This window comes from Vibrio sp. 2092, from assembly GCF_033339635.1.
In the GTDB taxonomy this organism is placed as follows: Bacteria; Pseudomonadota; Gammaproteobacteria; order Enterobacterales; family Vibrionaceae; genus Vibrio; species Vibrio alginolyticus.
Genome location: NZ_JAWOUY010000003.1, coordinates 227,995 through 253,609, shown reverse-complemented (window position 1 = coordinate 253,609; position 25,615 = coordinate 227,995). Strand labels below are relative to the sequence as shown.

The 25,615-nt window shown below is 44.6% G+C and carries 27 protein-coding genes; 13 read left to right on the top strand and 14 right to left on the bottom strand.

Translation table 11 applies throughout. From position 1 onward, the window contains the following. Nucleotides 1–8: 8 nt before the first annotated feature. The 8 genes from rseP to rpsB all read right to left on the bottom strand — a co-directional run bounded on the left by rseP (nt 9) and on the right by rpsB (nt 7,567). Nucleotides 9–1,367 carry a sigma E protease regulator RseP gene (rseP, locus tag R7P80_RS07570; protein ID WP_149191555.1) on the bottom strand — a complete coding sequence of 453 codons (1,359 nt, stop codon included), beginning with the start codon at nt 1,365–1,367 and terminating at the stop codon, nt 9–11. Further along, nucleotides 1,367–2,572 (bottom strand): 1-deoxy-D-xylulose-5-phosphate reductoisomerase, encoded by a 1,206-nt coding sequence (gene ispC, locus R7P80_RS07565; RefSeq protein WP_005385353.1) that lies wholly within the window; start codon nt 2,570–2,572, stop codon nt 1,367–1,369. The genes rseP and ispC overlap by 1 nt, the downstream gene beginning before the upstream one ends. Before the next feature lie 50 nt (nt 2,573–2,622). Beyond that, nucleotides 2,623–3,465, bottom strand: coding sequence for a phosphatidate cytidylyltransferase (locus R7P80_RS07560; RefSeq protein ID WP_005385351.1), 843 nt, complete (start codon nt 3,463–3,465; stop codon nt 2,623–2,625). Nucleotides 3,466–3,477: 12 nt separating this feature from the next. After that, the gene (locus tag R7P80_RS07555) at nt 3,478–4,233 is read right to left on the bottom strand and encodes an isoprenyl transferase (protein ID WP_005380331.1); all 756 of its coding nucleotides are present in this window, start codon (nt 4,231–4,233) and stop codon (nt 3,478–3,480) included. A 96-nt stretch (nt 4,234–4,329) separates the two neighbouring features. Continuing rightward, a complete protein-coding gene (frr, locus tag R7P80_RS07550) occupies nt 4,330–4,887 on the bottom strand; it encodes a ribosome recycling factor (RefSeq protein WP_005380330.1) in 558 nt (185 codons plus the stop codon). Nucleotides 4,888–4,987: 100 nt separating this feature from the next. After that, entirely contained in the window at nt 4,988–5,713 is a 726-nt protein-coding gene (gene pyrH / locus R7P80_RS07545) for a UMP kinase (RefSeq protein ID WP_005380329.1), read from the bottom strand. Between the two features lie 147 nt (nt 5,714–5,860). After that, the gene (tsf, locus tag R7P80_RS07540) at nt 5,861–6,706 is read right to left on the bottom strand and encodes a translation elongation factor Ts (RefSeq protein ID WP_005380328.1); all 846 of its coding nucleotides are present in this window, start codon (nt 6,704–6,706) and stop codon (nt 5,861–5,863) included. A gap of 132 nt (nt 6,707–6,838) precedes the next feature. Beyond that, nucleotides 6,839–7,567, bottom strand: a complete 729-nt coding sequence (gene rpsB, locus R7P80_RS07535) for a 30S ribosomal protein S2 (RefSeq protein WP_005380327.1) — start codon at nt 7,565–7,567, stop codon at nt 6,839–6,841. A 384-nt stretch (nt 7,568–7,951) separates the two neighbouring features. Between rpsB and map the strand changes: the two genes are divergently transcribed. From map to R7P80_RS07520, 3 genes are all read left to right on the top strand, one after another. Next, the gene (gene map, locus R7P80_RS07530; RefSeq protein WP_005380326.1) at nt 7,952–8,830 is read left to right on the top strand and encodes a type I methionyl aminopeptidase; all 879 of its coding nucleotides are present in this window, start codon (nt 7,952–7,954) and stop codon (nt 8,828–8,830) included. A gap of 108 nt (nt 8,831–8,938) precedes the next feature. Beyond that, a complete protein-coding gene (gene glnD / locus R7P80_RS07525) occupies nt 8,939–11,563 on the top strand; it encodes a bifunctional uridylyltransferase/uridylyl-removing protein GlnD (protein ID WP_017636037.1) in 2,625 nt (874 codons plus the stop codon). A 142-nt stretch (nt 11,564–11,705) separates the two neighbouring features. After that, on the top strand, nt 11,706–12,089 hold the full coding sequence (locus R7P80_RS07520) for a DUF3461 family protein (protein ID WP_005380322.1): 384 nt from the start codon (nt 11,706–11,708) through the stop codon (nt 12,087–12,089). Nucleotides 12,090–12,179: 90 nt separating this feature from the next. On the opposite strand, the gene truC is transcribed toward R7P80_RS07520, so the two are convergent. Beyond that, nucleotides 12,180–12,950, bottom strand: coding sequence for a tRNA pseudouridine(65) synthase TruC (gene truC, locus R7P80_RS07515; protein WP_213967769.1), 771 nt, complete (start codon nt 12,948–12,950; stop codon nt 12,180–12,182). A gap of 4 nt (nt 12,951–12,954) precedes the next feature. Continuing rightward, nucleotides 12,955–13,269 carry a YqcC family protein gene (locus R7P80_RS07510; protein ID WP_005385342.1) on the bottom strand — a complete coding sequence of 105 codons (315 nt, stop codon included), beginning with the start codon at nt 13,267–13,269 and terminating at the stop codon, nt 12,955–12,957. A gap of 76 nt (nt 13,270–13,345) precedes the next feature. Here R7P80_RS07510 and R7P80_RS07505 point away from each other — a divergent pair, with 76 nt between their 5' ends. Next, nucleotides 13,346–14,383, top strand: a complete 1,038-nt coding sequence (locus R7P80_RS07505) for a DUF3549 family protein (protein WP_005385340.1) — start codon at nt 13,346–13,348, stop codon at nt 14,381–14,383. A 13-nt stretch (nt 14,384–14,396) separates the two neighbouring features. After that, on the top strand, nt 14,397–14,696 hold the full coding sequence (locus R7P80_RS07500) for a DUF3301 domain-containing protein (RefSeq protein WP_005380315.1): 300 nt from the start codon (nt 14,397–14,399) through the stop codon (nt 14,694–14,696). Here the strand turns inward: R7P80_RS07500 and R7P80_RS07495 are convergent. Then, the gene (locus tag R7P80_RS07495; RefSeq protein WP_198556843.1) at nt 14,656–15,141 is read right to left on the bottom strand and encodes a GNAT family N-acetyltransferase; all 486 of its coding nucleotides are present in this window, start codon (nt 15,139–15,141) and stop codon (nt 14,656–14,658) included. The genes R7P80_RS07500 and R7P80_RS07495 overlap by 41 nt on opposite strands. Nucleotides 15,142–16,073: 932 nt before the next feature. Between R7P80_RS07495 and R7P80_RS07490 the strand changes: the two genes are divergently transcribed. The 8 genes from R7P80_RS07490 to R7P80_RS07455 all read left to right on the top strand — a co-directional run bounded on the left by R7P80_RS07490 (nt 16,074) and on the right by R7P80_RS07455 (nt 23,238). Continuing rightward, nucleotides 16,074–16,367, top strand: a complete 294-nt coding sequence (locus R7P80_RS07490) for a hypothetical protein (RefSeq protein WP_151515056.1) — start codon at nt 16,074–16,076, stop codon at nt 16,365–16,367. After that, the gene (locus tag R7P80_RS07485; protein WP_005380310.1) at nt 16,364–16,813 is read left to right on the top strand and encodes a YaiI/YqxD family protein; all 450 of its coding nucleotides are present in this window, start codon (nt 16,364–16,366) and stop codon (nt 16,811–16,813) included. Before R7P80_RS07490 ends, R7P80_RS07485 begins: the two co-directional genes overlap by 4 nt. 194 nt (nt 16,814–17,007) lie before the next feature. Then, nucleotides 17,008–17,997 carry a ketoacyl-ACP synthase III gene (locus R7P80_RS07480; RefSeq protein ID WP_213871635.1) on the top strand — a complete coding sequence of 330 codons (990 nt, stop codon included), beginning with the start codon at nt 17,008–17,010 and terminating at the stop codon, nt 17,995–17,997. Then, a complete protein-coding gene (locus tag R7P80_RS07475; protein ID WP_225491509.1) occupies nt 17,994–18,980 on the top strand; it encodes an NAD-dependent epimerase/dehydratase family protein in 987 nt (328 codons plus the stop codon). Before R7P80_RS07480 ends, R7P80_RS07475 begins: the two co-directional genes overlap by 4 nt. Continuing rightward, on the top strand, nt 18,949–19,812 hold the full coding sequence (locus R7P80_RS07470; RefSeq protein WP_017636031.1) for an MBL fold metallo-hydrolase: 864 nt from the start codon (nt 18,949–18,951) through the stop codon (nt 19,810–19,812). The genes R7P80_RS07475 and R7P80_RS07470 overlap by 32 nt, the downstream gene beginning before the upstream one ends. Beyond that, nucleotides 19,800–21,068, top strand: a complete 1,269-nt coding sequence (locus R7P80_RS07465) for a F390 synthetase-related protein (protein WP_171343216.1) — start codon at nt 19,800–19,802, stop codon at nt 21,066–21,068. Before R7P80_RS07470 ends, R7P80_RS07465 begins: the two co-directional genes overlap by 13 nt. Then, a complete protein-coding gene (locus tag R7P80_RS07460; protein WP_213898539.1) occupies nt 21,056–22,165 on the top strand; it encodes an ATP-grasp domain-containing protein in 1,110 nt (369 codons plus the stop codon). The genes R7P80_RS07465 and R7P80_RS07460 overlap by 13 nt, the downstream gene beginning before the upstream one ends. Beyond that, nucleotides 22,165–23,238, top strand: coding sequence for a hypothetical protein (locus R7P80_RS07455; RefSeq protein WP_053349824.1), 1,074 nt, complete (start codon nt 22,165–22,167; stop codon nt 23,236–23,238). Before R7P80_RS07460 ends, R7P80_RS07455 begins: the two co-directional genes overlap by 1 nt. Before the next feature lie 106 nt (nt 23,239–23,344). On the opposite strand, the gene R7P80_RS07450 is transcribed toward R7P80_RS07455, so the two are convergent. The 3 genes from R7P80_RS07450 to R7P80_RS07440 all read right to left on the bottom strand — a co-directional run bounded on the left by R7P80_RS07450 (nt 23,345) and on the right by R7P80_RS07440 (nt 25,550). After that, the gene (locus R7P80_RS07450; RefSeq protein WP_005380301.1) at nt 23,345–24,931 is read right to left on the bottom strand and encodes an AbgT family transporter; all 1,587 of its coding nucleotides are present in this window, start codon (nt 24,929–24,931) and stop codon (nt 23,345–23,347) included. Between the two features lie 229 nt (nt 24,932–25,160). Beyond that, a complete protein-coding gene (gene ykgO, locus R7P80_RS07445; protein ID WP_005380299.1) occupies nt 25,161–25,286 on the bottom strand; it encodes a type B 50S ribosomal protein L36 in 126 nt (41 codons plus the stop codon). A gap of 3 nt (nt 25,287–25,289) precedes the next feature. Continuing rightward, entirely contained in the window at nt 25,290–25,550 is a 261-nt protein-coding gene (locus tag R7P80_RS07440) for a type B 50S ribosomal protein L31 (protein ID WP_005380295.1), read from the bottom strand. Nucleotides 25,551–25,615: the final 65 nt, after the last annotated feature.

Here is a 25,615-nt window from a genome sequence, read left to right as displayed (position 1 = left end):
CTGAACTATCACAGACGAGTAAAATCATTAAATAGCGCTAACGCCATGAGCGAGAAGATGATCGCACCACCAATTCTAAAGCCCATTTCCTGCACTTTCTCAGGAACAGGACGTCGAATGACTGCTTCAATTGCAAAAAACAACAAATGACCGCCATCCAACATTGGTAAAGGAACGAGGTTAATAATACCTAGGTTAACACTAATTAGAGCGAGAAAACCTAAAAAGTAGACCAAACCATAATCTGCTGTCGCGCCTGCGCCTTTGGCTATTGATATTGGTCCACTCAGATTATTCAGACCAACGTCTCCAACAATCAGCTTCTTAAGCATGCTGATTGTCAAACCAATGACTTGGCCAGTTTTGTCTACTGCTTTACCTATTGACTCGAATACACCAAACTGAAGATCGAAGCGATAACTTTCTGGCCATTCTGCGACTTTAGGTGCAATACCTGCAAAACCAACGACTTCTTTGTTAGCGAGCTCACGGCTACCGGGCGTCAGCGTCAATGTTTGCTCATAACCCTGACGTAACACCGTCAATTCAAGCGGTGTATCAGGATTAGAACGAACCGCTTCAACCACTTGCTTCCATTCGGTTACGCGTTGTTGACCAATTGCGACAACCTCATCACCTGGAAGCACACCGGCTTTTTCCGCCGCTCCACCTTGCGAGACCTGCTCGATAACTCGATACACCTCCGGTGTATACGGAGCAAAACCTAACGACAGCATCGCTGACTGAGTTTCTGGGTCGAACTTCCACTCACGTAAATCGAGCGTTTTCGTTACTTCTGAACCAACTTCATTCGCTGACGTTAGTGTTACCGTCATCAAATCATTGCCAATATGAGAAATCAATCCCATATTTACTGATTCCCAATCCGGAGTTTTGATACCAGATATCGATTTAAGTTCCATTCCAGATTCAATTCCAGCTTCCGCAACAATCGAATTGGGCGTAACTTCACCAATTACAGGCTTAACAGCCGGGATACCAATTAGAAATACCAGCCAATAGGCAAAAATTGCGAAAAGAAAATTAAAGATGGGGCCAGCCGCAACAATAGAGGTTCGCTTCCATAACGGCTTCTTATCAAACGCTAGGTGCTTCTCATGTTCTGGCACCTCATCGACACGACTATCAACCATTTTCACATAGCCGCCGAGAGGGATCATTGAGATGCTGTACTCCGTTCCGTCTTTGCCTACTTTACTCCAAATAGACTTGCCGAAACCGATTGAAAACTTTTCAACTTTAACGCCGCAACGGCGAGCAACCCAAAAATGCCCAAATTCGTGCACGGCAACAAGAATGCCCAGTGCGACGATAAAAGAAATGAGATTCCACAATATACCAGTCATCAGCTACGCTCGCGTATGGTTTCTAGGGCAATAGTTCGTGCCATTCTATCTAGCTCGAGCAAGCTTTCCAAGCTATTCGCATTCTCAGCTTTGCAGCTTGCGTTGATTTTATTCAACACAGACTCATTGATGCGAGCAATATCGGTAAAACCTAGTCTGTTATTTAAAAATGCATCAACAGCGACTTCATTAGCTGCGTTCAATGCTGTTGTTGCGTGTTGACCTTCATAACAGGCATCAATTGCGAGTTTTAAACATGGGTAACGAGCAAAATCAGGCTGCAAAAACGTCAGCTCACCAACTTTCGTGAAGTCTAGCGGCTTAACCCCAGCTTCCACTCTTGACGGGTATGACATTGTGAGCGCAATTGGCGTCGCCATATCCGCTTCTCCCATTTGTGCCAAGACCGAACCATCACGATACTGAACCATAGAATGAATTACCGATTGAGGATGAATAACCACCTTCAGTTGTTCGCGAGCAGCATTAAATAGCCACTTAGCTTCGATATACTCAAGGCCTTTATTCATCATCGTGGCAGAGTCAACAGAAATTTTTGGCCCCATCGACCAGTTTGGATGAGCAATCGCCTGAGCGGGTGTCACCTGTTCCAGTTCTGCGATGTCAGTGTAACGGAAAGGACCACCAGATCCAGTCAACAAAATATGAGAAATGCCATGTTCTTGTAAATTGCAACGACCTAGATTGGTTTGTACTTGCTGTGGTAAACATTGGAAAATGGCGTTGTGTTCACTGTCGACGGGAAGTAGCTCTGCGCCAAATTCTTCTACAGCATCAATAAATAGCTGGCCTGACATTACAAGTGCTTCTTTATTTGCCAACAAGACTCGCTTACCTGCTTTCACGGCAGCCATGGTAGGCAATAAGCCAGCTGCTCCTACAATAGCAGCCATTACACTGTCGACCTCGTCCAGCGAAGCAATATGGCATAGCGCATCAACACCACCTAGCACTTCGGTACCTGGCGAAACCGAGTGTAGCTCAGCTTGAAGTTGAGACGCCGCAGCTTTATCTGCCATGACCGCATACTTAGGTTGCCACTGACGACATAGACCGATCATCTTTTCAACGTTAGTGCTTGCCGCTAAGGCAACGACAGAAAACAGATCTGGGTTTTGTTCGACCACTTTAAGCGTGCTTGCACCAATTGATCCAGTAGCACCAAGAATCGTTAACTTTTGCATGTTGTAAGACCGTTAGAAAGCTCAGGAGCGACGACGCCGCTCCTGATAAATTAGAATACGTAGTAAAGAAGAGCAAAAACTGGGAATGCTGCGGTTAGGCTGTCGATACGATCTAGCACACCACCGTGCCCTGGGATAATGTTACTGCTGTCTTTAATGCCTGAGACACGTTTGAACATACTTTCAACCAGATCACCAAGCACTGAAATAACGACAGTCACTAGCGTAATCAGCACCATATGGACAGGGCTAGTGAACTGGATGTCGAACCAATCAGCAAATGCCCACGCTACGATTAATGCCGTGATAATGCCACCAATTAGCCCTTCAATAGTTTTATTGGGGCTTACATGAGGAGCCATCTTACGTTTGCCTAAGCTTTTGCCTGCAAAGTAGGCGCCGCTATCTGCAGCCCATACCAAGAAACAAACGTACAACACAAGCTTTGCGCCGTGGTATGGATCTACAGTGATGTCATACGCTCTGAGAATAATCACACTCCAAAGGAATGGGATTAATGTCAGAAAACCAAATACATGACGTAAAACAAAATTACTTTGCCAAGATTTCGTCGTTTTGGGGTAAGTAATCGCCATTAAGCTAGCAATAATCCACCAAACAAAACCAATACCCAAGACGACATAATGAGGTGTCGTTAAGTGATTGAGGCTATATGCATCAGGCGAGATGTATAGAAAACTAAGTCCGGTAATAATGATTGCCGGCACAAGGGCAGCAATGCGAGAGTTGCTTCCTGTAAACTGAGTCCACTCCCAAAAACCTAATAGCGTTATTGCAGTTAAAGCGGCAATAAAGCCCATTAGCGGTAATTTAAAAATGCCTAAAATAACCAGGGGAGCTAAAATTAGTGCTGTTATTATTCTCTGTTTCAAACTAACTAGTCCTTATTGAGCTGCCATCAATGCCTTTATTTGTTCACCTGTACAGCCAAAACGACGTTCTCGGTTGATAAACCAAGTCACAGCTTCTACCAAACTGTCTTCATCGAATTCTGGCCAGTACTCTGGTGTAAAGTACATTTCTGCATAAGCCATTTGCCACAACATAAAGTTGCTGATGCGGCACTCTCCACTGGTGCGAATTAAAAGATCCACTTCCGGTAGGTCTGCCATGGTCAAATGCTCAGTGATTAGCTGCTCATTGATATCCTCTACACGAATTTCACCGTTACGTGCTTTTAGCGCTAACGTTTTAGCAGCTTCTGTGATGTCCCATTTACCGCCATAGTTGGCTGCAATGTTGATCACCATACCCGTGTTATCTGCCGTTAGGTTTTCTGCTTCTACAATTTTCTTTTGTAGACGCTCACTAAATCGACTGGTATCACCGATCACGCGCAACCGTAAGTTATTTTTGTGTAGTTTTTTTACTTCACTAGACAGGACCGTGATAAACAGTTCCATCAAAAGACCCACTTCTTCCTCCGGACGACGCCAGTTTTCACTACTAAAAGCAAACAGCGTCATGGCTCTAATGCCTAGTTTTGAAGCAGCAGCCACGGTCTTACGAACGGCACTAACGCCTTTTTTATGACCAAATACGCGAGGTTTTCCTTTGGACTTAGCCCAACGGCCATTACCGTCCATAATGATGGCAATATGCTTAGGAAGGGAATCAGAGAAGGCTTGAGAATTTTGCATAGGGAGTTAATTGAGTTCCATCAGTTGGATAGACTAACATAAAAAAACGCTGAGCTGTGAGCACAGCGTTTTCCAACAGTGATGTGTGTGGGAGTATTAAACTTCCATCAACTCTTTTTCTTTTGCAGCAAGAACTTCATCGATCTTCTTAACTGCAACGTCAGTTAGCTTTTGAATTTCGTCTTGTGCTTTACGGTCTTCATCTTCAGAGATTTCTTTATCTTTTAGAAGCGCTTTAAGATCGTTGTTTGCGTCACGACGGATGTTACGAACAGCAACACGACCACCTTCAGCTTCACCACGAACGATCTTAACTAGGTCTTTACGACGCTCTTCCGTTAGCGGTGGAAGTGGAACGCGGATGATAGTGCCAGCTGACATAGGGTTTAGACCAAGGTCAGACGTCATGATCGCTTTTTCTACTTTCGGCGTCAGCTCTTTATCAAAAACCGTGATTGCAAGTGTACGCGCATCTTCAGCAATAACGTTTGCTACTTGGTTTAGAGGTGTTGCTGCACCGTAGTATTCTACAGAAATACCAGATAGTAGGCTTGGGTGTGCACGACCTGTACGAATTTTAGAAAGGTTGTTCTTAAGCGCTTCAACGCTTTTATCCATGCGCTCTTGCGCGTCTTTTTTGATTTCGTTAATCACAGTTTCACCTTAAAAATGTCATCTTTCCTGAAGAAAGCCTAAAACGGTTGAGCAAAGCAAGCACCACCCTAACGCTTTGGAGTGGCACCTTAAGCCAAGCTTATTCGTTGATGAGCGTGCCTTCTGCTTCGCCCATAACCACGCGACGTAGTGCGCCTGGCTTGTTCATATTAAATACGCGGATTGGCATTTTGTGGTCACGAGCTAGCGTAAACGCCGCCAAGTCCATAACTTTCAGCTCTTTATCCAGAACTTCTGCATAAGATAGCTTATCATACAGCTCTGCGTCTGGGTTTGCTACAGGGTCAGCAGTAAATACACCATCAACTTTCGTCGCTTTTAGTACAACATCCGCTTCAATTTCGATACCACGTAAACAAGCAGCAGAATCCGTTGTAAAGAACGGGTTACCAGTACCAGCAGAGAAGATGACAACTCGGCCTTGGCGAAGCTCACGGATCGCATCAGCCCAATTATAGTCGTCACATACGCCTTTTAGAGGGATTGCAGACATAACGCGCGCATTTACGTATGCACGGTGAAGAGCATCACGCATCGCTAGGCCATTCATTACTGTAGCAAGCATACCCATGTGGTCACCAACTACGCGGTTCATACCAGCTTCAGCTAGGCCTGCACCACGGAACAAGTTACCGCCACCGATAACTACACCAACCTGAACACCCAGTTCAACCAGTTCTTTAACTTCTTGTGCCATACGATCAAGGACCGCAGGATCAATACCAAAACCGTCTTCACCTTGAAGAGCTTCACCACTCAGTTTTAATAGAATACGTTGATACGCTGGTTTAGGGTTCGTAGTCATGGAGTTTACCTTCCAAAGAGAGTTGTTGATTAACAGTCATGAATAGACACAACTTCAGTTATGGCTATTCATCACGGCTAATCGTTCACTGCTCATAAAAAGACCGCAGCCTTGGCTACGGTCTAATCTTTATACAGTCTCTAAGGATTAACCTTTTTGAGCTGCTGCAACTTCTTCAGCGAAGCTCATTTCTTCTTTCTTCTCGATACCTTCACCTACTTCTAGGCGAACGAACGTAGAAACTGAAGCGCCTTTTTCTTTCAGCATTTCGCCTACAGTTTTCTTAGGCTCCATGATGAAAGCTTGACCTGTTAGAGAGATCTCGCCAGTGAATTTCTTCATGCGGCCAACAACCATCTTCTCAGCGATTTCAGCAGGCTTGCCTTCGTTCATTGCGATTTCAACTTGAACCGCTTTCTCTTTTTCTACTACGTCAGCTGGTACGTCTTCTGGGTTAACGAACTCTGGCTTAGAAGCAGCAACGTGCATTGCAACGTGCTTAAGAGTTTCTGCGTCGCCTTCACCAGCAACAACAACACCGATTTTCTCACCGTGACGGTAAGAAGCGATTGCAGTGCCTTGAACGTATTCTACGCGACGGATAGTGATGTTTTCACCGATTTTAGCTACTAGAGCTACACGTGCGTCTTCGAATTGTGCTTGTAGTTCTTCAACAGAAGCTTTTGAAGCTAGAGCTGCAGCTGCAACTTCTTCTGCGAATGCAGTGAAGTTACCGTCTTTAGCAACGAAGTCAGTTTGGCAGTTAACTTCAAGAAGAACAGCAACGCCGTTTTCTTCTTTGATGATGATTGCGCCTTCAGCTGCAACGTTACCAGCTTTCTTAGCTGCTTTCGCTGCGCCAGATTTACGCATGTTTTCAATTGCTAGTTCGATGTCAGCGTTTGCTTCTACAAGCGCTTTCTTACATTCCATCATGCCAGCGCCAGTACGCTCGCGAAGTTCTTTAACTAGAGCAGCAGTTACAGTTGCCATTCTGTCTTCCTCGTTTGATTCGAAATAAGGTAAAAAACAGGGGCCTAACATTGTCGGCCCCCATTGCTAACTATAACTTAGTTTATGCTACACAAAGGTTTCACATAGACCAAGTGTGACACAGAGCCGCTATTATTCAGCTTCTACGAAACCGTCTTTTTCAGCAACTGCAGCTACATCTTTGTTACGACCTTCAGATACTGCTGAAGCAGCAGCGTTCAGGTATAGCTGTACAGCGCGGATCGCGTCGTCGTTACCTGGGATTACGTAGTCAACGCCGTCTGGGTTAGAGTTAGTATCTACCACAGCGTATACTGGAATACCTAGGTTGTTAGCTTCTTTAATTGCAATGTGTTCGTGATCAGCGTCGATTACGAATAGAGCGTCTGGTAGGCCGCCCATGTCTTTGATACCACCAAGAGATTTCTCTAGCTTCTCCATTTCGCGAGTACGCATTAGAGCTTCTTTCTTAGTTAGTTTGTCAAAAGTACCGTCTTGAGATTGAGTCTCTAGTTCTTTTAGACGCTTGATAGACTGACGAACTGTTTTGTAGTTTGTAAGCATACCGCCTAACCAGCGGTTGTTTACGTAAAACTGGTTGCTTGCGATTGCAGCTTCTTTAACAGCTTCAGATGCAGCGCGCTTAGTACCTACGAATAGAACCTTACCTTTCTTCTCGCCAACTTTAGCTAGTTCAGCTAGAGCGTCGTTGAACATTGGTACAGTTTTTTCTAGGTTGATGATATGAACTTTGTTACGAGCACCAAAGATGAATGGCTTCATTTTTGGGTTCCAGTAACGAGTCTGGTGACCGAAGTGAACACCAGCTTTTAGCATATCGCGCATTGATACAGTTGCCATTTTAAAATCCTCTATGGGGTTAGGCCTCCACATTCCCCATAACTCCGACCAAGCTTCTGCTCAGCACCCCGGAATATGTGACGGAATGTGTGTGATTTAAAGATAAAAGGTTATTCGGATGAAGCTTGCTTCGCCGCTTAACTTTGCTAAACGAAGAGAACAGTCCTCTATTCCGGCGCGCTTTATACCATATTTTAGCTCACTGTGGCTAGTAAAAATTATTTCTTCACCGAGCCACTTTCTCCTATTTATAAGCAAAACTTTAAACATATGATCGAATTAAGAATGATGCATATTCCTATCTAACTTGGGTTAACGCCCCGATGTCTGATAGAATGCGGCCATTCGCACGTTTACGTGCATAGGAATAAGTAGAGAAAGCCAATGTCAATCAAGATTAAAACTGCTGAAGAAATAGAACGCATGCGCATTGCGGGCAAGCTAGCCGCAGAGATTCTAGAAATGATCGAACCACACATCAAAGTTGGTGTGACGACAGAAGAGTTAAACAAAATCTGTCATGAGTACGCTCTAGAAAAAGGCGCATACTCTGCTCCGCTTGATTACCATGGTTTCCCTAAGTCGATCTGTACTTCAATCAACCATATCGTATGCCATGGTATTCCAGCGGAAAAAGACGAAATCGGTAGCAACGGCCAAATGAAGCCGGCGGTACTAAAAGATGGTGACATCTTAAACGTTGATATTACCGTAATCGTTCCAAATGATGAGAATGCCGATCTGAGCGTGCGTCCTCAGGGGTACCATGGTGACACTTCTAAGATGTTCCTAGTCGGTGATGTTTCGCCTGCAAACAAACGTCTGTGCATGGTAGCTCAAGAAGCACTGTATGTTGGTATGCGTACCGTTAAGCCAGGTTCAACGGTTGGTGACATCGGTACAGCTATCGAGAAGTACATCAAAGAGAACAACAAGAACAATCCTCGCAACAAGTTTTCTATTGTGAAAGACTTCTGTGGTCACGGTATCGGCGATGAGTTCCATGAAGAGCCACAAGTGGTTCATTACAAGAACAAAGACCGCCGCGTATTAAAAGAAGGCATGTGCTTTACTATTGAGCCGATGATTAACGCAGGTAAATTTGGTTGCTCTGTTGATGCACAAGATGACTGGACTGTTTACACGGGCGACGGCAAGAACTCTGCGCAATGGGAACATACCATTGTAGTAACAAAAGAAGGTTGTGAAGTACTGACGCTTCGTAGCGACGATACGATTCCTCGCCTAATGAAAAACGCGTAAAGCTGACAACCACTCGTTGTTTACTATATCCCTGCTTCGGCGGGGATATTTTTTATCTGCCGCAAATTTGTTAGATTGTTATTAGATTAGCTTGCACGGATGGCAAATATGACACTTCAGTCCCCTCTTACCTTTTCCGATGAACAAATCAATATCGGTGAACTCAAACAAGAATTAGAGAAGTTTAGCTCTAATCAAAACCAAGAGTTTCTCAATCATCATCCGGTAACAAGCTTGGTTTTAGCCAGAGCTGAATATATGGATCTGCTTCTCAATCGTTTGTGGCAACATTTTGGTTTCAAGGATATTTACAACATTTCCCTAGTTGCCGTTGGTGGCTACGGACGAGGCGAGCTGCATCCGCTCTCCGATATCGATATTTTGATTCTGTCGAACAATAAACTGCCAACCGCGTTAGAAGCAAAAATCAGCGAATTCATTACGCTGTTGTGGGATTTAAAACTCGAGGTCGGACACGCTGTTCGCACCGTTACTGAATGTGCTGAAATTGGTAAAGCCGATCTAACGGTCGCGACAAACCTGCAAGAAGCGCGATTGCTGTGTGGAAGCGAGGACACCTTTCAGGCACTGAAGAAAGTCGTGTTATCAGACTCCTTCTGGCCAAGTGAGACGTTTTACCGCGCTAAAATTCAAGAGCAGCGCGAACGCCATGCACGTTACCACGACACGACCTACAACTTAGAACCGGACATTAAATCAACCCCTGGCGGGCTGCGCGATATTCATACATTAAGCTGGGTCGCTCGACGTCACTTTGGTGCGACTTCATTGTTAGAAATGAGCCGATACGGATTTTTAACTGACGCAGAATACCGAGAATTGGTTGAATGTCAGGACTTCCTTTGGCGAGTACGTTTCGCTCTGCACATGGAGCTTCGCCGCTATGACAACCGCTTGACCTTTGCCCATCAAGCACAAGTTGCGGAAAATCTAGGCTACGTCGGAGAAGGCAATCGAGGCGTAGAAATGATGATGAAAGAGTTCTACCGCACGCTTCGTCGTGTGGCAGAGCTCAATAAAATGCTACTCAAACTCTTTGACCAAGCGATCATTAATGGTGGGGCGACAGAAAGTGCCGAGATTCTCGATACGGACTTTCAACGTCGCGGTTCTTTAATTGAAGCGCGGAAACCCGCATTGTTCCAAGCTCGCCCAGAAACTATTCTGGATATGTTCTTACATATTGCTAACGACTCAACTATTGAAGGGGTGAGCCCACCAACGCTGCGTCAACTGCGCACCGCTCGCCGTCGGCTCAACAAGTTTTTGCACACCATTCCTGCTGCGCGTGAAAAGTTCATGGCGTTATGTCGTCACCCTAATGCTCTTCACAAAGCATTCAGCCTCATGCACCGATTAGGGGTTATGGCGGCCTATTTACCGCAATGGAGTCAGATTGTTGGTCAAATGCAGTTTGACTTATTCCATGCCTACACCGTTGATGAACACAGTATTCGCTTACTTAAACACATCAACACTTTTAGTGACCCAGAAAATCATGCGAAGCACCCTATTTGCTGTGACGTCTACCCTCGGATGCAAAAGAAAGAGCTGCTGATTATTGCCGCTATTTTCCACGATATCGGGAAAGGTCGTGGCGGCGATCACTCGATTATCGGTGAAGGAGAAGCGTACGACTTCTGCATTGAGCATGGTTTATCGAAGCCCGAAGCGAAACTTGTCGCTTGGTTGGTAAGACATCATCTATTAATGTCTGTCACCGCACAGCGCCGAGATATTTATGATCCTGATGTCATTACCGAGTTTGCCAAAAAAGTCAGAGACGAAGAATCTCTCGATTATCTTGTATGCCTGACAGTTGCAGATATTTGTGCAACCAACCCAGAACTTTGGAATGCTTGGAAACGAACTTTACTTGCGGAGCTGTATTACTCCACACAACGTGCTTTACGTAGAGGCCTAGAGAACCCTGTCGATGTGCGTGAGCGAATTCGCCACAATCAACAAATGGCCTCCGCAATGCTGCGCAAAGAGGGGTTTGCCGCGCGCGAAATTGAAGTATTGTGGCAACGCTTCAAAGCTGACTACTTCCTTCGTCATACCCATACGCAAATCGCGTGGCACTGCGAACACTTACTTCGCATGGAAGATCCGACTAAGCCTTTGGTGTTGATCAGTAAAAAAGCCACTCGTGGCGGCACTGAGGTGTTTGTATATACGAAAGACCAGCCTGCTTTATTTGCGACGGTCGTGGCGGAGTTAGACAGGCGTAATTTTAATGTACACGACGCGCAAATCATGACCAGCAAAGATGGGCACGTGATTGATACCTTTATGGTACTCGATCAACATGGCGAAGCGATCGATGAGTCTCGTCACGCCGCGGTGATTAAACACCTCACTCATGTACTGGAGGCAGGCCGACCAACCAAGATTAAAACGCGCCGTACTCCGAACAAACTTCAGCACTTTAACGTGAAAACCAAAGTCGACTTCTTACCAACCAAAGGTAAAAAACACACTTTAATGGAGTTTGTCGCGCTAGACACACCAGGGCTGTTGGCCAAAGTAGGCCGTACGTTTGCTGATTTAAATATCAACCTTCATGGTGCAAAAATCACCACCATTGGTGAGCGAGCAGAAGACTTGTTTATTTTAACCAGTGATGCAGGGGGAAGATTAAGTGAAGAACAACAGGATGAGCTAAGAGAGAGATTGATCGAAAAGTTATCTGATGAGGTCGCAGCTTAGATCAAACCTGCCAATCTTTTCGGTTCAGGGCGAGAGCGATCTTGCCCACAAGTTAAGCATTTTGGCTAAATATCAGCTATCTAGCTCATACATAGGCTGCTACAGTTATATCAATATCAATTCGATGTAATAGAGGTAGCCTATGTATCCCCACCTCACTGGTTTGGGTATTCACGACCCTAAGCAGATTGAACGTTATTCCCTACGCCAAGAAGCACACAAAGACGTACTCAAGATCTATTTCCACAAGCAAAAAGGCGAACTATTCGCTAAAAGCGTTAAATTCAAATACCCACGCCAAATCAAAAATGTTCTTGTTGATAGTGGCAGTCACAAATATAAAGAAGTAACGGAAATCAACCGTAACCTCACATTAGTCATTGATGAACTGAATAAAATCACTAAGCCAACGAAACAACCTGAGGTTGATGTAAAAGAGAAAATTCTTTCAGACCTTCGTCATTTAGAAAAAGTCGTTTCGAGTAAGATCGCAGAGATCGAAGCGGATCTTGAAAAACTAAAGTAAACGTTAAGTCTTAAATTTTAAAAAAGGGTTAGCATTGATGCTAACCCTTTTTATTTGTACCCAATCATTATCTAGATCTAACTGCACCGATTATCTGTTAATCATCGATTCATCCCACTCAAATCGAGTGAACAATTGCTGCCAAGTTTCATCAAGATTGGCCGTCATGACAATCTCTTGATCGGTAAATGGATGGACGAACCGTAACTCTGAAGCATGCAGTAGCAGACGATGAGATTCAAACTCTGTGCGATACAGCTTGTTGTGCTTTCCATCCCCGTGCGTTGTATCACCCACGATCGGATGGCGTAGATGTGCCATATGACGACGAAGTTGGTGCTTACGCCCCGTTTTAGGTTTCATCTCAACTAAGCAATAACGCGTTGTAGGAAATTTACCCGTCGAATAGGGAACCTCCACTTTAGCCAACGGCTTATATTCCGTCACCGCTTCTTGCGCCTCTTTTTCTTGTGAAGCGAACTTATCCGCAATCTTGTCTAACTCGACTTTGAGCGCGTAATCCAAAACGCCCTCTTCCTCAATCCAACCGCGTACTATTGCGTGGTATGTCTTTTCCATTTTATGTTCAGCAAACATCGGCATGACTTGTGATGCGACTTCACTCGACAACGCAAACACGAGCACACCAGATGTTGGACGATCCAGACGATGTAATGGGAACACATGCTGACCAATTTGGTCGCGCAAAGTTTGCATGACAAACTGAGTTTCGTGTTTATCTAACCAACTGCGATGCACTAACATGCCTGCAGGCTTGTTGACCGCTACAAAATATTCATCCTGATAAACGATCTCCAGCTCAACTGGTTCTGAAGATCGCGCTATTTTTTGTTCTAGCATTAGTTTACTTACACAGTTCGTCAATGGTTCGGATTGTAACAAGCAGCTCTGCGAACTGCGGTTCCTGCTTCCACGCTTCAGAAAAATAGGGCTCGAGAGAAAACCCTCTTGGCAGTGGTTGATTGTTTTCCACTAGTGCGTGCATTCTGGCTATAAAAATCCACTGCAACCACTCATGAGGATGCAACGTATCAATCGCAAATGGCTCCGCACTTTGTAAGGCTTGCTCTGAAGGCATAGTATATTGCCATAAGTTATGCTCTCTAAGCTGCGCTTCAAGTTGGTGAAGTAAGTCGACCAATTGAGTATTTGTTACCATTAATTCTATCTCGAACCTTGAATTAGCCGAGAATGATACCATTTCTTGTGAAAAGAACGTTAGGACGTCGTATTTAATGGAAAACATTCAAACCCTCACTCAACTGTTGAACAACAGCCGCTGTGATTATCAAATCTTCGATCTTGGTCGTCGTATCAAAACCATCGCTAAGAAAGAGTTTGCCGATGTAGAAAAAGGTCAAGCACCGTACCCATTCCCAATGCAGCGTAAAGCACACCTTGCCATCGCTTATTGGAATGAACAAAAGCAACCTTGGATTTGGTTTCTAAAGTTTGAATTGGACGAGCGCGGTTTGTTAAAGCAATCAGATATCGGCAATTTCATTAAATACGTAGTGGAAGCCATGGGAACACGCCTCAATGATGATATCTCTGAAGAGCAACAGCAAAAGCTGTCTAATAACCCATATACGTTCAAACCTTCCGAAGACAAAATGGCCGTGTTTCATAGCCAGGTCCGCGCAAACCTCAATCTTCCTACCAGCCAATATTACGAGCATACCCAGCATTACTTCTCTGGAGGTTTAGGCTGGGATAATTGGCAAACTGTAGGTCTGCAAGGTATCACAGACATAGCCGCTCGCCTGGACAAAGAGCAAAACGGGGTAATGATACGCAAAGCGTTGAACCACCTACCAAATGAGCCACTTTATGCCCTATTAGGTGCGCTTGAGCATGTAGAGCTTCAAGAGCGTTTAGCAGAACGTATCGCGGAAAAGGCACAGCAAGAAATCGCAAGTAGCGAACCTGATCTCTTCCTACTTTCAGCACTTATCCGAGCCCTTGCTGGTGCGCCAACAGAAGTCGCCTCTCCAGTATTAGATGCGATATTGCATAGCCCTCGTTTAAGCCATCAGGAGGTATTGATTGGTGTGGCGGGTCGCGCTTGGCACTTACTCGCCAATGAAAAGGTAGCAGAACAGTTTTTGCTGCGTTTAGCTCAAACCGGTAATCAAGCCCTATTTAATCAGTTATTTGCCGATTTAGTGATGCTGCCAGAGTTAAGAATGGTGTTATTGCCTTTGCTGCATTCAAACCCATCAGAGGAACTAGCAAATGCGCTAGTAAGCTTACAACAAGCAACAAAAAGCTAAGAAAGGTTCAGGAATGATTGGTGATCTTTTAGCAATTTTAGGGCTCTGCTTTTTCTGTTACCTGTTTTGGCAACAGCGTCGCCAAGCCGAACTCGCAAAAGCGGCCATCACGCGTAAATGTGAGCAATTGGATCTCCAATTAATCAGCATCGCCTTTGGTGCCCATAAACTAAAAACGCCAGACGGAGTCTGGCGTTGGCATACGGTGTATCAATTTGAGTTTTCATCTCTTGGTGACGATTGCTACCAAGGAGAGTTAACCATGGTCGGTTTCAGGCCGCAGAACTTTCACCTACCACCGCATCGCTTGTAAATTCCATTTCAAAGTAAGGACCATATACATCCTTACTTTCTTTTGTTTTAACAAATCCCAGCTTTTTCAGTACCGCAATAGAAGCCTGATGATTGCTATTCACGTTAGCTTTCACCTTATTCAAGCCCAACTCACGGCACGCTTTGGGGAAAAATGCTTTTAGTGCTTCTGTTGCTAACCCTTTACCCCAATATGATTTATCAAAAATAAACCCTAATTCAGGTTCGGAATCGAGATTAGCAATAAACACGTGCCCCATATAGTCACGACTGGTGCTCTCTAGCACTGCCATACTATAAATGTTCTCATCATCCAGTATTTTCTCAAACATCTGTTTGGCGGACGCAACTGTATACGGACCATTCAATTCAGCACGGTTTTTCGCACAGCAATTCAGCATGACGAATTCTAGTTGCAACGACTCATTGTAGGGTAGAAGAAGCATTCTTCTGGTTACTATGGCCACATCTGTTCCTTGATTACAACAAACTTAATCTATCCGCAGATCACAAACTCGATGAGCTGAACATGCTCAATGATTGCGGGCATAACACCTTGTAGAGAAGCCGAAAGTTAAACCAACAGGTTGGAAAGGATATTGATCTGAGTTGTTTTTTATTAAGTGTTATTAGGAATTTATATATTTTGTGATATTGATATCCCCAAATAACATCGAGATGCTTAATTCAATGAGAACACTGGATATCGTTTTTATATAAGAAAGACCCCGACACATAAGTATCGGGGTCATGGTCTTACTCGCAGCAGTCCGGCTACTAAAAGTGCTCCATGCATCATCCATAATAGTGGCTGATTCCGTCAGCTTATTCCTTACGTCGCCGTCCTAGCGGTGTCCTTATCATCCTGACTGCTAACATTCCTCGTTAGCACACGTCACTTGTTCCTTGAGCGGTGTCCCTTGCATCTTCCTGATGCTGTCCATAACCTCAATCCTAGAGGGGTCCATTGTCTATCCTTAGTCATCAACATCCTATTGATGATCGTATCCTTACAATGTCCTACGCTCCATGCTTGATTAATCATCCTGACCAACCAAATCGTCTTCCTGACGATAACCAAATCCTTGGTGCTTTCCTGTTCCATGTCTGCTTCCTGCTGACAACTCTCAATTTACGCCTTTTCCAAAAATAGACAATCTATCCAAGATAAATATTTGGCTCTCACATTGGTTAACAAGTTGTTAAATCATTATTTATCAGAAACTTAAGCTCTTCAGCTTCTCTTTTTCCGCTTACGAAATCGTTTTCTCTCACAACCTATGTAAGAGATCTCTCACACTACACTCTCCAAAATGCCATTCGCCAAATTAGCGCACTCAACGTATGATGATAGATATATCGTTGTTAAGGATTAAAAATGTTAACTCAAGACGTTACTAAAGAATTAGAAGCGGCAATGGAACAGTTGCAACAACAAGGAAAAGAGCCAACCGTAGCGTTAGTGAAAGCACGCTTGAAAACGCCAGTTCCAATGCCAGCATTAATCACCGCAATAAAAAGTTGGAAGAGTGCTCAACGCGTACCCAAGGTTGAAATCGCAGCACAACACCACACCGATAATGATCGTCTTGAAGCCCTAGAACGCACCGTAACAATGCTAGCCATTCGTATTGAAGAGTTAGAAGCGAAACTCAGTGAGAAGTCATCATGAAGTTATGGGTAGATGCAGACGCGTGTCCGAAAGTTATTCGCGAAACCATTGTGCGTGCCGCCGAGCGTACGGGGATTGAATGTACGTTTGTCGCTAACCACGTTGTCCCTGTGCCGAAAAGAGACAACATCCACTCGCTACAAGTCCCTGCGGGATTTGACATCGCAGACAACGAAATCGTCAAGCGTGTGGAAGCCAACGATTTGGTGATCACGTCAGATATTCCGCTTGCAGATGAGGTTATCTCTAAAGGCGCTCAAGCCCTCAGTTCTCGTGGCGAGCTCTATACAAAAGACACCATCAAAGCTCGCCTAAATATCCGCGACTTTATGGAAACCATGCGTTCAAGCGGAATTCAGACAGGTGGGCCCGCCGCGCTTTCTCAAACCGATCGACGCGAATTTGCAAACCATTTGGATCGTATTTTGGCGAAATTTAAGAAGTAACCCTCACTCTATTCAAATTGAGCCAGCAAATAAAAGCCTGGCTCATTCCTGAAAATTCATTCTCAGCATTGCACCCAAAGCGTGCTCTTACTCCCATTTGTTTTGTTCTGTTTATTTTTCATCTTGCTCGCCATAGCTTCAATATGCAACGTGGTTTATTTTGAACGACGTTTTTAATAAGTGTATAGAGAATAATGGGCTTTAACATCGTTTCCAGTGGAAGCTACCTGCCAACGAATCAATGGTCTGATCGAGAGATGGATCGCTTCCTAAAATTAGCGCCAGGGACCTGCCGAAATAAATTCGACGTTGAATATCGTCATGTAGCCAATACAAAAGAGACCGCTATTTACATGGCAATGCAGGCAATAGAGCAGTGTTTAGGAAACACACATACCTTAAGCTCCGTTGATCTTCTTATCTACGCTAGCGGCACACACCACCAGTCTCTACCCTACGACGCCTCAGCGGTTCTCGCCGCGTTAGACGCTCCAACATGGCTAGAAAGCTTTGATTTGAACAGCACCTGTTTATCCTTTCTCTCTGCGCTTGATCTTGCTCAGAGTCTATTCTTAGCAAAACGGTACCGTCGGATTCTTATTGTCACCAGCGAACTCGCCACTGGCATCACACTGAATCGAAATTTTACGCTCAAACCAGAAGTTGCAACCTTATTCGCGGACGGTGCCGCCGCATTTTTGCTCGAAGAACACGACGATGATGGATTGCTCACCAGTCACTTTGAAACGCATCATACCGGGTATTCATTTTGTCAAATTAAGGGCGGAGGTAGTCATATCAATCCGCATACCTCCGAGCATCAAGCCTATTTAAAAAGTTGCCAGTTTGAGATGGAGGGCAAAGCACTCTTTAAACATGTGCGTAAAGCCTTACCAGCGTTTCTAAAAAAAGGGTTTGACGCCTCTCCGGTAACACTCGGCGATATTGATTATTTTCTTCCTCATCAAGCCAGCGCGCATGGATTAAAAAAACTGCCTTCACTCACCGGGCTACCAACAGAGAAAACCGTTAATCACTTTTCGACTTTGGGAAACCAAGTCGCCGCCTCACTCCCAATTAACTTACACTGGCTGCGTAATCAGCCAGAAGCCGCAGGAAAACATGTGTTATTAGCTGGCACCGCCGCAGGGTTGTCACTAGGGATGGGAGTGCTAAAACTATGAAGATATTGGTCACTGGTGGCAGCGGGATGTTGGGTAGCGCAATTCTGAGAATGTTTCACCAGCAGCATGAACTGCACTTTACAGCACGAAATACAGTCATCGCTAAACAACTCGCCGAGCAATTCGATGTTATCCGACATATAGTCGATTTAAGAGACCACTCAGCAGTTCATGCGGTATGCCAAGGTATGGATGCAATCATCCATTGTGCCGCTCTCTCAAGCCCATGGGGAAAGTGGCAGGCGTTTTATCAAGCCAATGTAGATGCCACCAAAAACCTCGTCAATGCGGCTAATACCTATCAAATCTCGCGTTTTATCCATATTTCCTCCACCAGCGTCTACTTTGACCATCAAGACCGTTGGAATATTCGAGAAACCGACGCCATAGCTTCATACTGGTGTAATGATTACGCACACACAAAATACCTATCGGAAATTGAAGCCGTAAAAGGCCAAAGCAAAGCGATCATTTTAAGACCGCGTGGCATTTTTGGACCCAATGATCGCGCGATTATCCCAAGAGTGCTTAAGGCGATAAAAAACAACACTCTGCTTCTGCCATCGGGTAGAAATCCTGTGGTTGATCTGACCTATGTAGACAACGTTGCCCATGCAGCGATGCTCGCTTGCACTCAGGCAGGCCAACTTCAGCATGGTGATGTGTTCAACATTTCCAACAACGAACCAATGCCAATTGAGACTGTTCTGCAAGCTTTATGTGAGGGGTTAAACCTAAAAGTAACGTTACAATCATTACCATACGGCGTTGTATCACCATTATTAAAGCTCAGTGAGCAAATACGAAGGCACTTACCACATCAGCCAGAACCAAGGCTCACCTCATACAGCGCAGGATTGTTTAACTATCATCAAACTCTGGATATCAGCAAGGCGAAACAAACACTGAATTACCAACCGCTTTTTTCAATTCAAGAAGGAATACAGCAGTATGCAAACTGGTCTAAAAATAAAAATCTTTGAGGTTGGACACTGCGTACACCCAGGCTTTGTTGTCAAACCAGGTTCTGGTATCAAGCCTAGAGCATTTCCGGCAGCCGTTGCGTTAATTCAGCACCCAACACAAGGCAACATCCTGTTTGACACGGGATATCACGAGCATTTTTTTAGCGCGACTCGTCCCTTCCCTGAACGTTTTTATGCTTGGACAACACCTTGTCGCTATAACAAAGAACACGGAATTGTTGCGCAGTTAGCAAAAGAAAGTCTCAAACCTCATGATATTGAACACTTAGTACTCTCCCACTTCCATGCTGATCACATTGCTGCCGTGTCTGAGTTTTCCCACTCTCAATTGCATTGCCAACAAAAAGGGGTGGATGCAATTACTAAGAGTGGTCGAATTGGAGGCGTAAGAAAAGGATACCTAAAAGCTCTACTTCCTCCACAACTTGAATCTAACTTATTCATTCATAGTGATTTTTCCGTACCAATCAGCCAAATTATTCCTCAGTGCCAAGGTGTTAATTTGCTCTGTAAAGACATGTTCGACGACGGATTCATTTATATGGTTAGCTTGCCAGGCCATGCTGCGGGTCAAGTGGGCTTGCTAGTTAAAAGAGACCAAAGTTGGCTGTTCTTACTCGCCGATGCATGCTGGTTAATCGAGAGCTTGAGTGAAAATATCGATCAACATTGGCTGGCGAACATGCTTTGCGATGATACAAAAGCCTATAAAAACACCCTCTCCGAGTTGAGAAGTTGCTACCAACAAACCCACCACTTTGTTCGCTTCGTGCCTTCACATTGTCAGGAAACTATCCAGCAGCTAATCAAAGAAGGATGGATGAAGTGAGAACGCTTATCTCAGAATTCTGGCGAACCCGCTACCGCCCCTTCGGCTCAAGGGAACAAGTCGAAACATGGCAGCAACAACACTTAACGCAACACTTGGATTGGGTATGCCGTCATTCACCGTATTACCGCTCACTTCAAGGTGCACCACTCAGTGATTTCCCTATCATGAATAAGCAAACCATGATGGAGAACCTTTCAGAGTTGAATACGAAAGGCTTAGATGCTGAACAGCTAATGCAACAAGCACTCGAAGCAGAACAGTCACGCAACTTCGCCGCTTCGAAAGTTGGCGATGTTACTGTTGGGCTTTCTTCGGGCACATCAGGCATACGCGGGTTGTTTCTTGCTGACAAACAGGAAACGCAACTGTGGGCTGGCAATATATTGGCTCGCCTGTTGCCCAACCTATGGCAAAAGCACCGAATTGCGCTAGCCTTGCGCGCCAACAGCCCACTGTATAAATCCGTCGCGAAAGGCCCTGTCACATTCTTTTATGCGGATTTAACTAAACCTTACCAAGAATGGATAAAAGAGCTAGATGAGTTCCAACCCACGCTTTTAGTTGGTAGTGCGCAAGCTCTTCAGCTCTGCGCCCAGTTCAGCGGTCAATTTGGTCAACCCGAAATTCAACCACAGCGGATCATTTCTGGTGCAGAAGTCCTAACTGAGAGTGACCGTCACTTTATTTCTCAACGGTTCGACAGCGAACTCCATGAAGTCTATCAATGTACCGAAGGTTTTCTTGCATGTACTGATCAGCATGGACAAATGCGCTGGAATCAGGATGTTATTTACATCGAAAAACATTGGCTGAATACCGAACGTACTCATTACAGCCCAATTATCACCGATTTTCGTCGTAAAACTCAGCCCATTATTCGTTATCAGCTCGACGATATTATTGAGAATAAACAGGATAATGGCGTATTTGAACCTCTTGGCACGATTGCCGGACGATGTGGTGATCGCCTCACGCTAAACGCAAACCACGTCCCAGTTACGGTGTTACCAGATCTCATCTACCGCGCTATAACACTATCTGCCAAAGGTCGCGTGGATTACCGAATCACCCAAACAGGGTCACAAGCCATTCAAATTGAAGCGGATGTTCACCACCATCGGGTTATACACCAAGCCTTGATAAAGTTGTTTGACCAATTGCGGCTTGATCCTGTCAGATTTAGTTACCGCCCTGCGCCTATTTGGACGCCAATGAATAAACAACGACGTGTGGTGAACATATGCGGGTCTTAATCACCGGAGCCCGAGCACCAGTTGCACTAGAGTGGGCAACCATGTGTATGCATCATGGGCATGAAGTAATTCTCACCGATTCGCTAAAAAAGCCTCTGGGATCGTTTTTGCGAGGTATCGAGTCTTATATACCCACCGCTTCACCTCGATTTGCGTTTCCCACCTATCAACAACAGATCCTAAAAATCATTACTCAGATGCGTATTGATATAGTGATACCCACTTGTGAAGAAGTTTATTACTTGGCTCATGTTGCCAAACAATGCCCAGAAGTAGATTTTTTTCTGCCCAATGTGGGACTACTCAATGCCCTGCACAACAAGTTGACCGTCTTTGAACAGCTTCAGGGTTTGCCAGAAATCACACTTCCAAAAACTCGTTTGGTCGCTGATAAAAGTGAGATTGAAATTAATAAGAGGACCGTTCTAAAGCCCGTTTACTCTCGGTTTGGCGGGCAAGTCATAAGAGATGTGACGACTCAGTCTATTTCTGCCGCCACGATATCGCCCCTTTTTCCTTGGGTTCAGCAACAAAAAATCCAAGGGACTCCGGTGTGTAACTATGCCATTTTTGAACATGGTGAACTTAAAGCACACCAAGCTTATGTACCGAAATACTGTGTAAACAGCTCGGCCGCCAGTGCTTTTCAGCCGATCTCGTGCGAACGACTAGATAGATTTATCGCAACTTTTGGTAAACGTCATACTTATCATGGGCAAGTGTCGTTTGACTTCATCAAATCACAAGATGAACTCTACGTGATTGAATGTAACCCAAGAGCCACTAGTGGTTTGCACCTACTCTCGTCTAGATGCAGTCAACTGCTCCCTAATATGGCATTTACTGCCCCTTCCAAACAGCGACTGCATCATTTAGGGCCAATAACACTCATCGCTGAAGGAGGGTTATCCCTGTTCAAGGCTCGAACTTGGCAAGATTGGTGGTCTGGAGTGAATGTGATGCAACAGCATAACTTACCGGTCGGGAGCCAAATCCGGAGTATGTTTGAATTACTCCGGTTAGCTAGGCAGAACAAGACGAAGTGGAGCAACGCTTCTACCGTTGATATTGAGTGGAATGGAGAGGCATTGAACTAATGACGCTTTCCTCTCAAGAATGGCATAAAACCTTTATCACTCTTATGCAGTCGAATCCCATTGATGAATGCACAGCAAGCTTTGGTTGCTACTATATCGATGATGTTGCCATTCCCTACTCCGTAACACCAAAAATACCAAACAACTGTTATGCCGTGTCCCCTATGACACTGCTTAGTGGCTACGCCGAAGAAGAGCTTCACAAAGTCAAAAATGTGGCTGTTCGATGGGTATGTAAGTTACTTATTAATATGACTAAACCAATCTTATCATTGGCTGGATTGGATCAAGTCCAAACTCTCAACAATCAGTGCTTGTCCACCAATATGTATAGCGAACAATGGGCAGCCTTAAATCTCGATGAACTGCGTCGCGTCGCACTCGATCAATACCCCACCTTTCCCTTGGTGCTTCGCTCCATTAACCAACGTCAACAATCACGCTTTATTCAGCGATTAGAGCAGCAGCAATGGCAAAGCTTGGTAACACGACAAGTGTATTTACTTGATGATTGGCAGGCGTTCAGCTTCAACCGAGATTTAACGAAAGACTTCAAACTGCTTAATGATAAAGATTGGCAGTTTAGGCCACTGACCACTGATGAAGAGTTTCAGCGTGCCAAAGAGTTATATGACATGCTTTACCTTGATAAATACAGCCTCAATAACATCCAGTTTTCAACCCAATATTTAAAACAGGTGAGCCAGAACAAATTAGTACATTTAGTGGGACTGTTTTATCAAGAAGAGATGCTGGCTACGTTAGGCATTGTAGAAATTGATAATGATATGACTTGCCCAATTTTTGGCTACGATACCAATAAGCCACAACGCCTCGCATTGTATCGTCGAATATCGGCCTATACCATCCGCCATGCAATGATATACCAGCGTCGCTTTAATATGAGCTCAGGCGCTCCGGCTTTTAAACGCAACAGAAAAGCCCGGCCAGAAATTGAATTTAGCTATGTTTATATTGCGCACTTACCTTGGTACAAACGCATAATTTGGAAAAGCTTGTGCTGGCTCACTCAGCACTTTTATCGCCCTTTGTTGATGCGTTTTCAGCTATAAACCGACATCTATAATCAGGTAAGCCTGCGTACACAGTCTCAATCGATAAAAAAGCCTGCGACGTTCGCAGGCTTTTTATAATGGAGCTGTGTGAGGTAACCGTTTTCTACGGTGTGTAGTATGTTGCTGCGCCAGGGCCTACTGGTAAACCAAATACGAATACCCATAGGTAGAACAGCACACTCCAACCTACAATGAAGCAGATTGAGTAAGGTAGCATGGTCGCGATCAGCGTACCGATACCTAAGTTCTTCATGTAACGAGTCGCTACGGCAAGAATCAAACCAAAGTAGCTCATCATTGGAGTAATGATGTTTGTCGTCGAGTCACCAATTCGGTAAGCAGCCTGAATCGTTTCCGGTGCATAACCAACAAGCATCAACATAGGAACAAAAATCGGAGCCGTTACTGCCCACTGTGCCGATGCCGAACCAATCATTAGGTTGATAAAGCCACACATCAGGATGAAGGCAAAGAACAACATTGGGCCAGTTAAGCCAATTTCTTGCAGGAAGCTAGCGCCAGCAACCGCGAATACCTGACCGAAGTTAGTCCATTTAAAGAAAGCAACGAACTGAGCCGCAAAGAAAACTAATACAATGTACATGCCCATAGAAGACATAGATTTCGCCATTGCATCAATTACATCGCGATCCGTCTTCATCGTGCCAACAACTTTACCAAACACAAAGCCTGGAATAGCAAAGAACACAAAGATGAATGCCACGATACTTTTCAGGAATGGTGAACCTGCAATTGTACCTGCATCAGAACGTAGAATGCCGTCTTCTGGAACAACCGTCCAAGCAAGCAGCGCTGAAACAACCAGTACAGCAACACCTGCTAGTTTTAGGCCTTTCTTCTCAATGTCTGTTAAGCCACCCATTTTGTCGTTCGACAAATCTTCTGAGGCTTCTTCTTCACTGTATTTGCCAAGCTTTGGCTCAACAATTTTTTCAGTAACAAACGCACCTGTGATTGCAATGAAGAATGTCGACACAAACATGAAGTACCAGTTAACTTCTGGACCAACAGTGTAAGTTGGGTCAATCATTTGCGCCGCCGTTTCAGTAATGCCTGACAACAGCGGGTCAACCGTACCAATAAGTAGGTTTGCTGAGTAACCACCAGATACACCAGCGAACGCCGCAGCAAGACCGGCAAGTGGGTGACGACCTAAAGAATGGAACAGCATTGCAGCCAGTGGAATAAGTACCACATAGCCAAGCTCTGATGCCGTATTTGAAATGATACCCGCGAAAACGACCGTCACTGTTACCATGCGTTGTGATGCACCCATGACTAAGCCACGCATTGCTGCAGATAGCAAGCCTGAGTATTCAGCAATAGCAACACCCAACATCGCAACCAATACCGTACCCAAAGGTGCAAAGCCGACAAAGTTTTTCACTAGATTGGTAACGATTAGTTCAAGGCCATCAGCGTTAAGCAAGCTAACGACATGAATCATGCCATCCGCGGCACGACCTTTTGCACCCTCAGGACGAGGGTCAACTACGGAAACTTCGAAGTATCCTGCAATACCCGACATCACCAGAATGGCTAAACAGAAAATGGCAAATAGTGTGATCGGGTGGGGTAATAAGTTCCCCAAATATTCGACAGTATCCAAAAAGCGCGTAAACAGCGGCTTCTTAGGCGAGTTTTGTTTAATTGAATCAGATGAACTCATCTGTTCCCTCCTTGTTTTTATTCCTATGCAAATGTGACAAAAATGTCAAAAAGCGTGCGAAGGGTACTTGAGTAGAAGGTCAAATAAAAGCCCTAAATGTTACAAACTGTGACGAACAGAGGCATTTATAACCAACATTGAATAAAAATGTAGATATTTCATCCATGTAAGATAATTAACTCAACATTATCAATTAAACAAAACCATAAGTTAGATATATGCAGGTTGATTACTTTTGCACAGCTTTGAATCTCGGGTTCGTTTTACAAATGACATAAAGACGCCCTCTCCGTTTTACAATCTGGCAATCCGGATGACGACTTTTTGCACTTTTTAATGATTTTACTACCTTCATGATTTATTCCTTTTCGCTCTTAAATTGACCAAAACGACGGTTGAAGTTCGCAATGCGACCTTCGGTTTGTACAACGCGCTGTTTACCGGTGTAGTACGGGTGAGAAGCTGATGACACATCTAACGTAAAATAAGGGTAAGTTTTGCCATCTTTCCATTCGATGGTTCTCTCCGTTTTCAACGTAGAACCAACGACAAAGTACTTATCTACACTGGTGTCGTGGAACACCACAGGACGATATTCAGGATGGATTCCTGGTTTCATAATACTTTTCCTTTCAATTGAACTGTTATGTTATAACATTTTAATTAATAATCATTATCAACAAG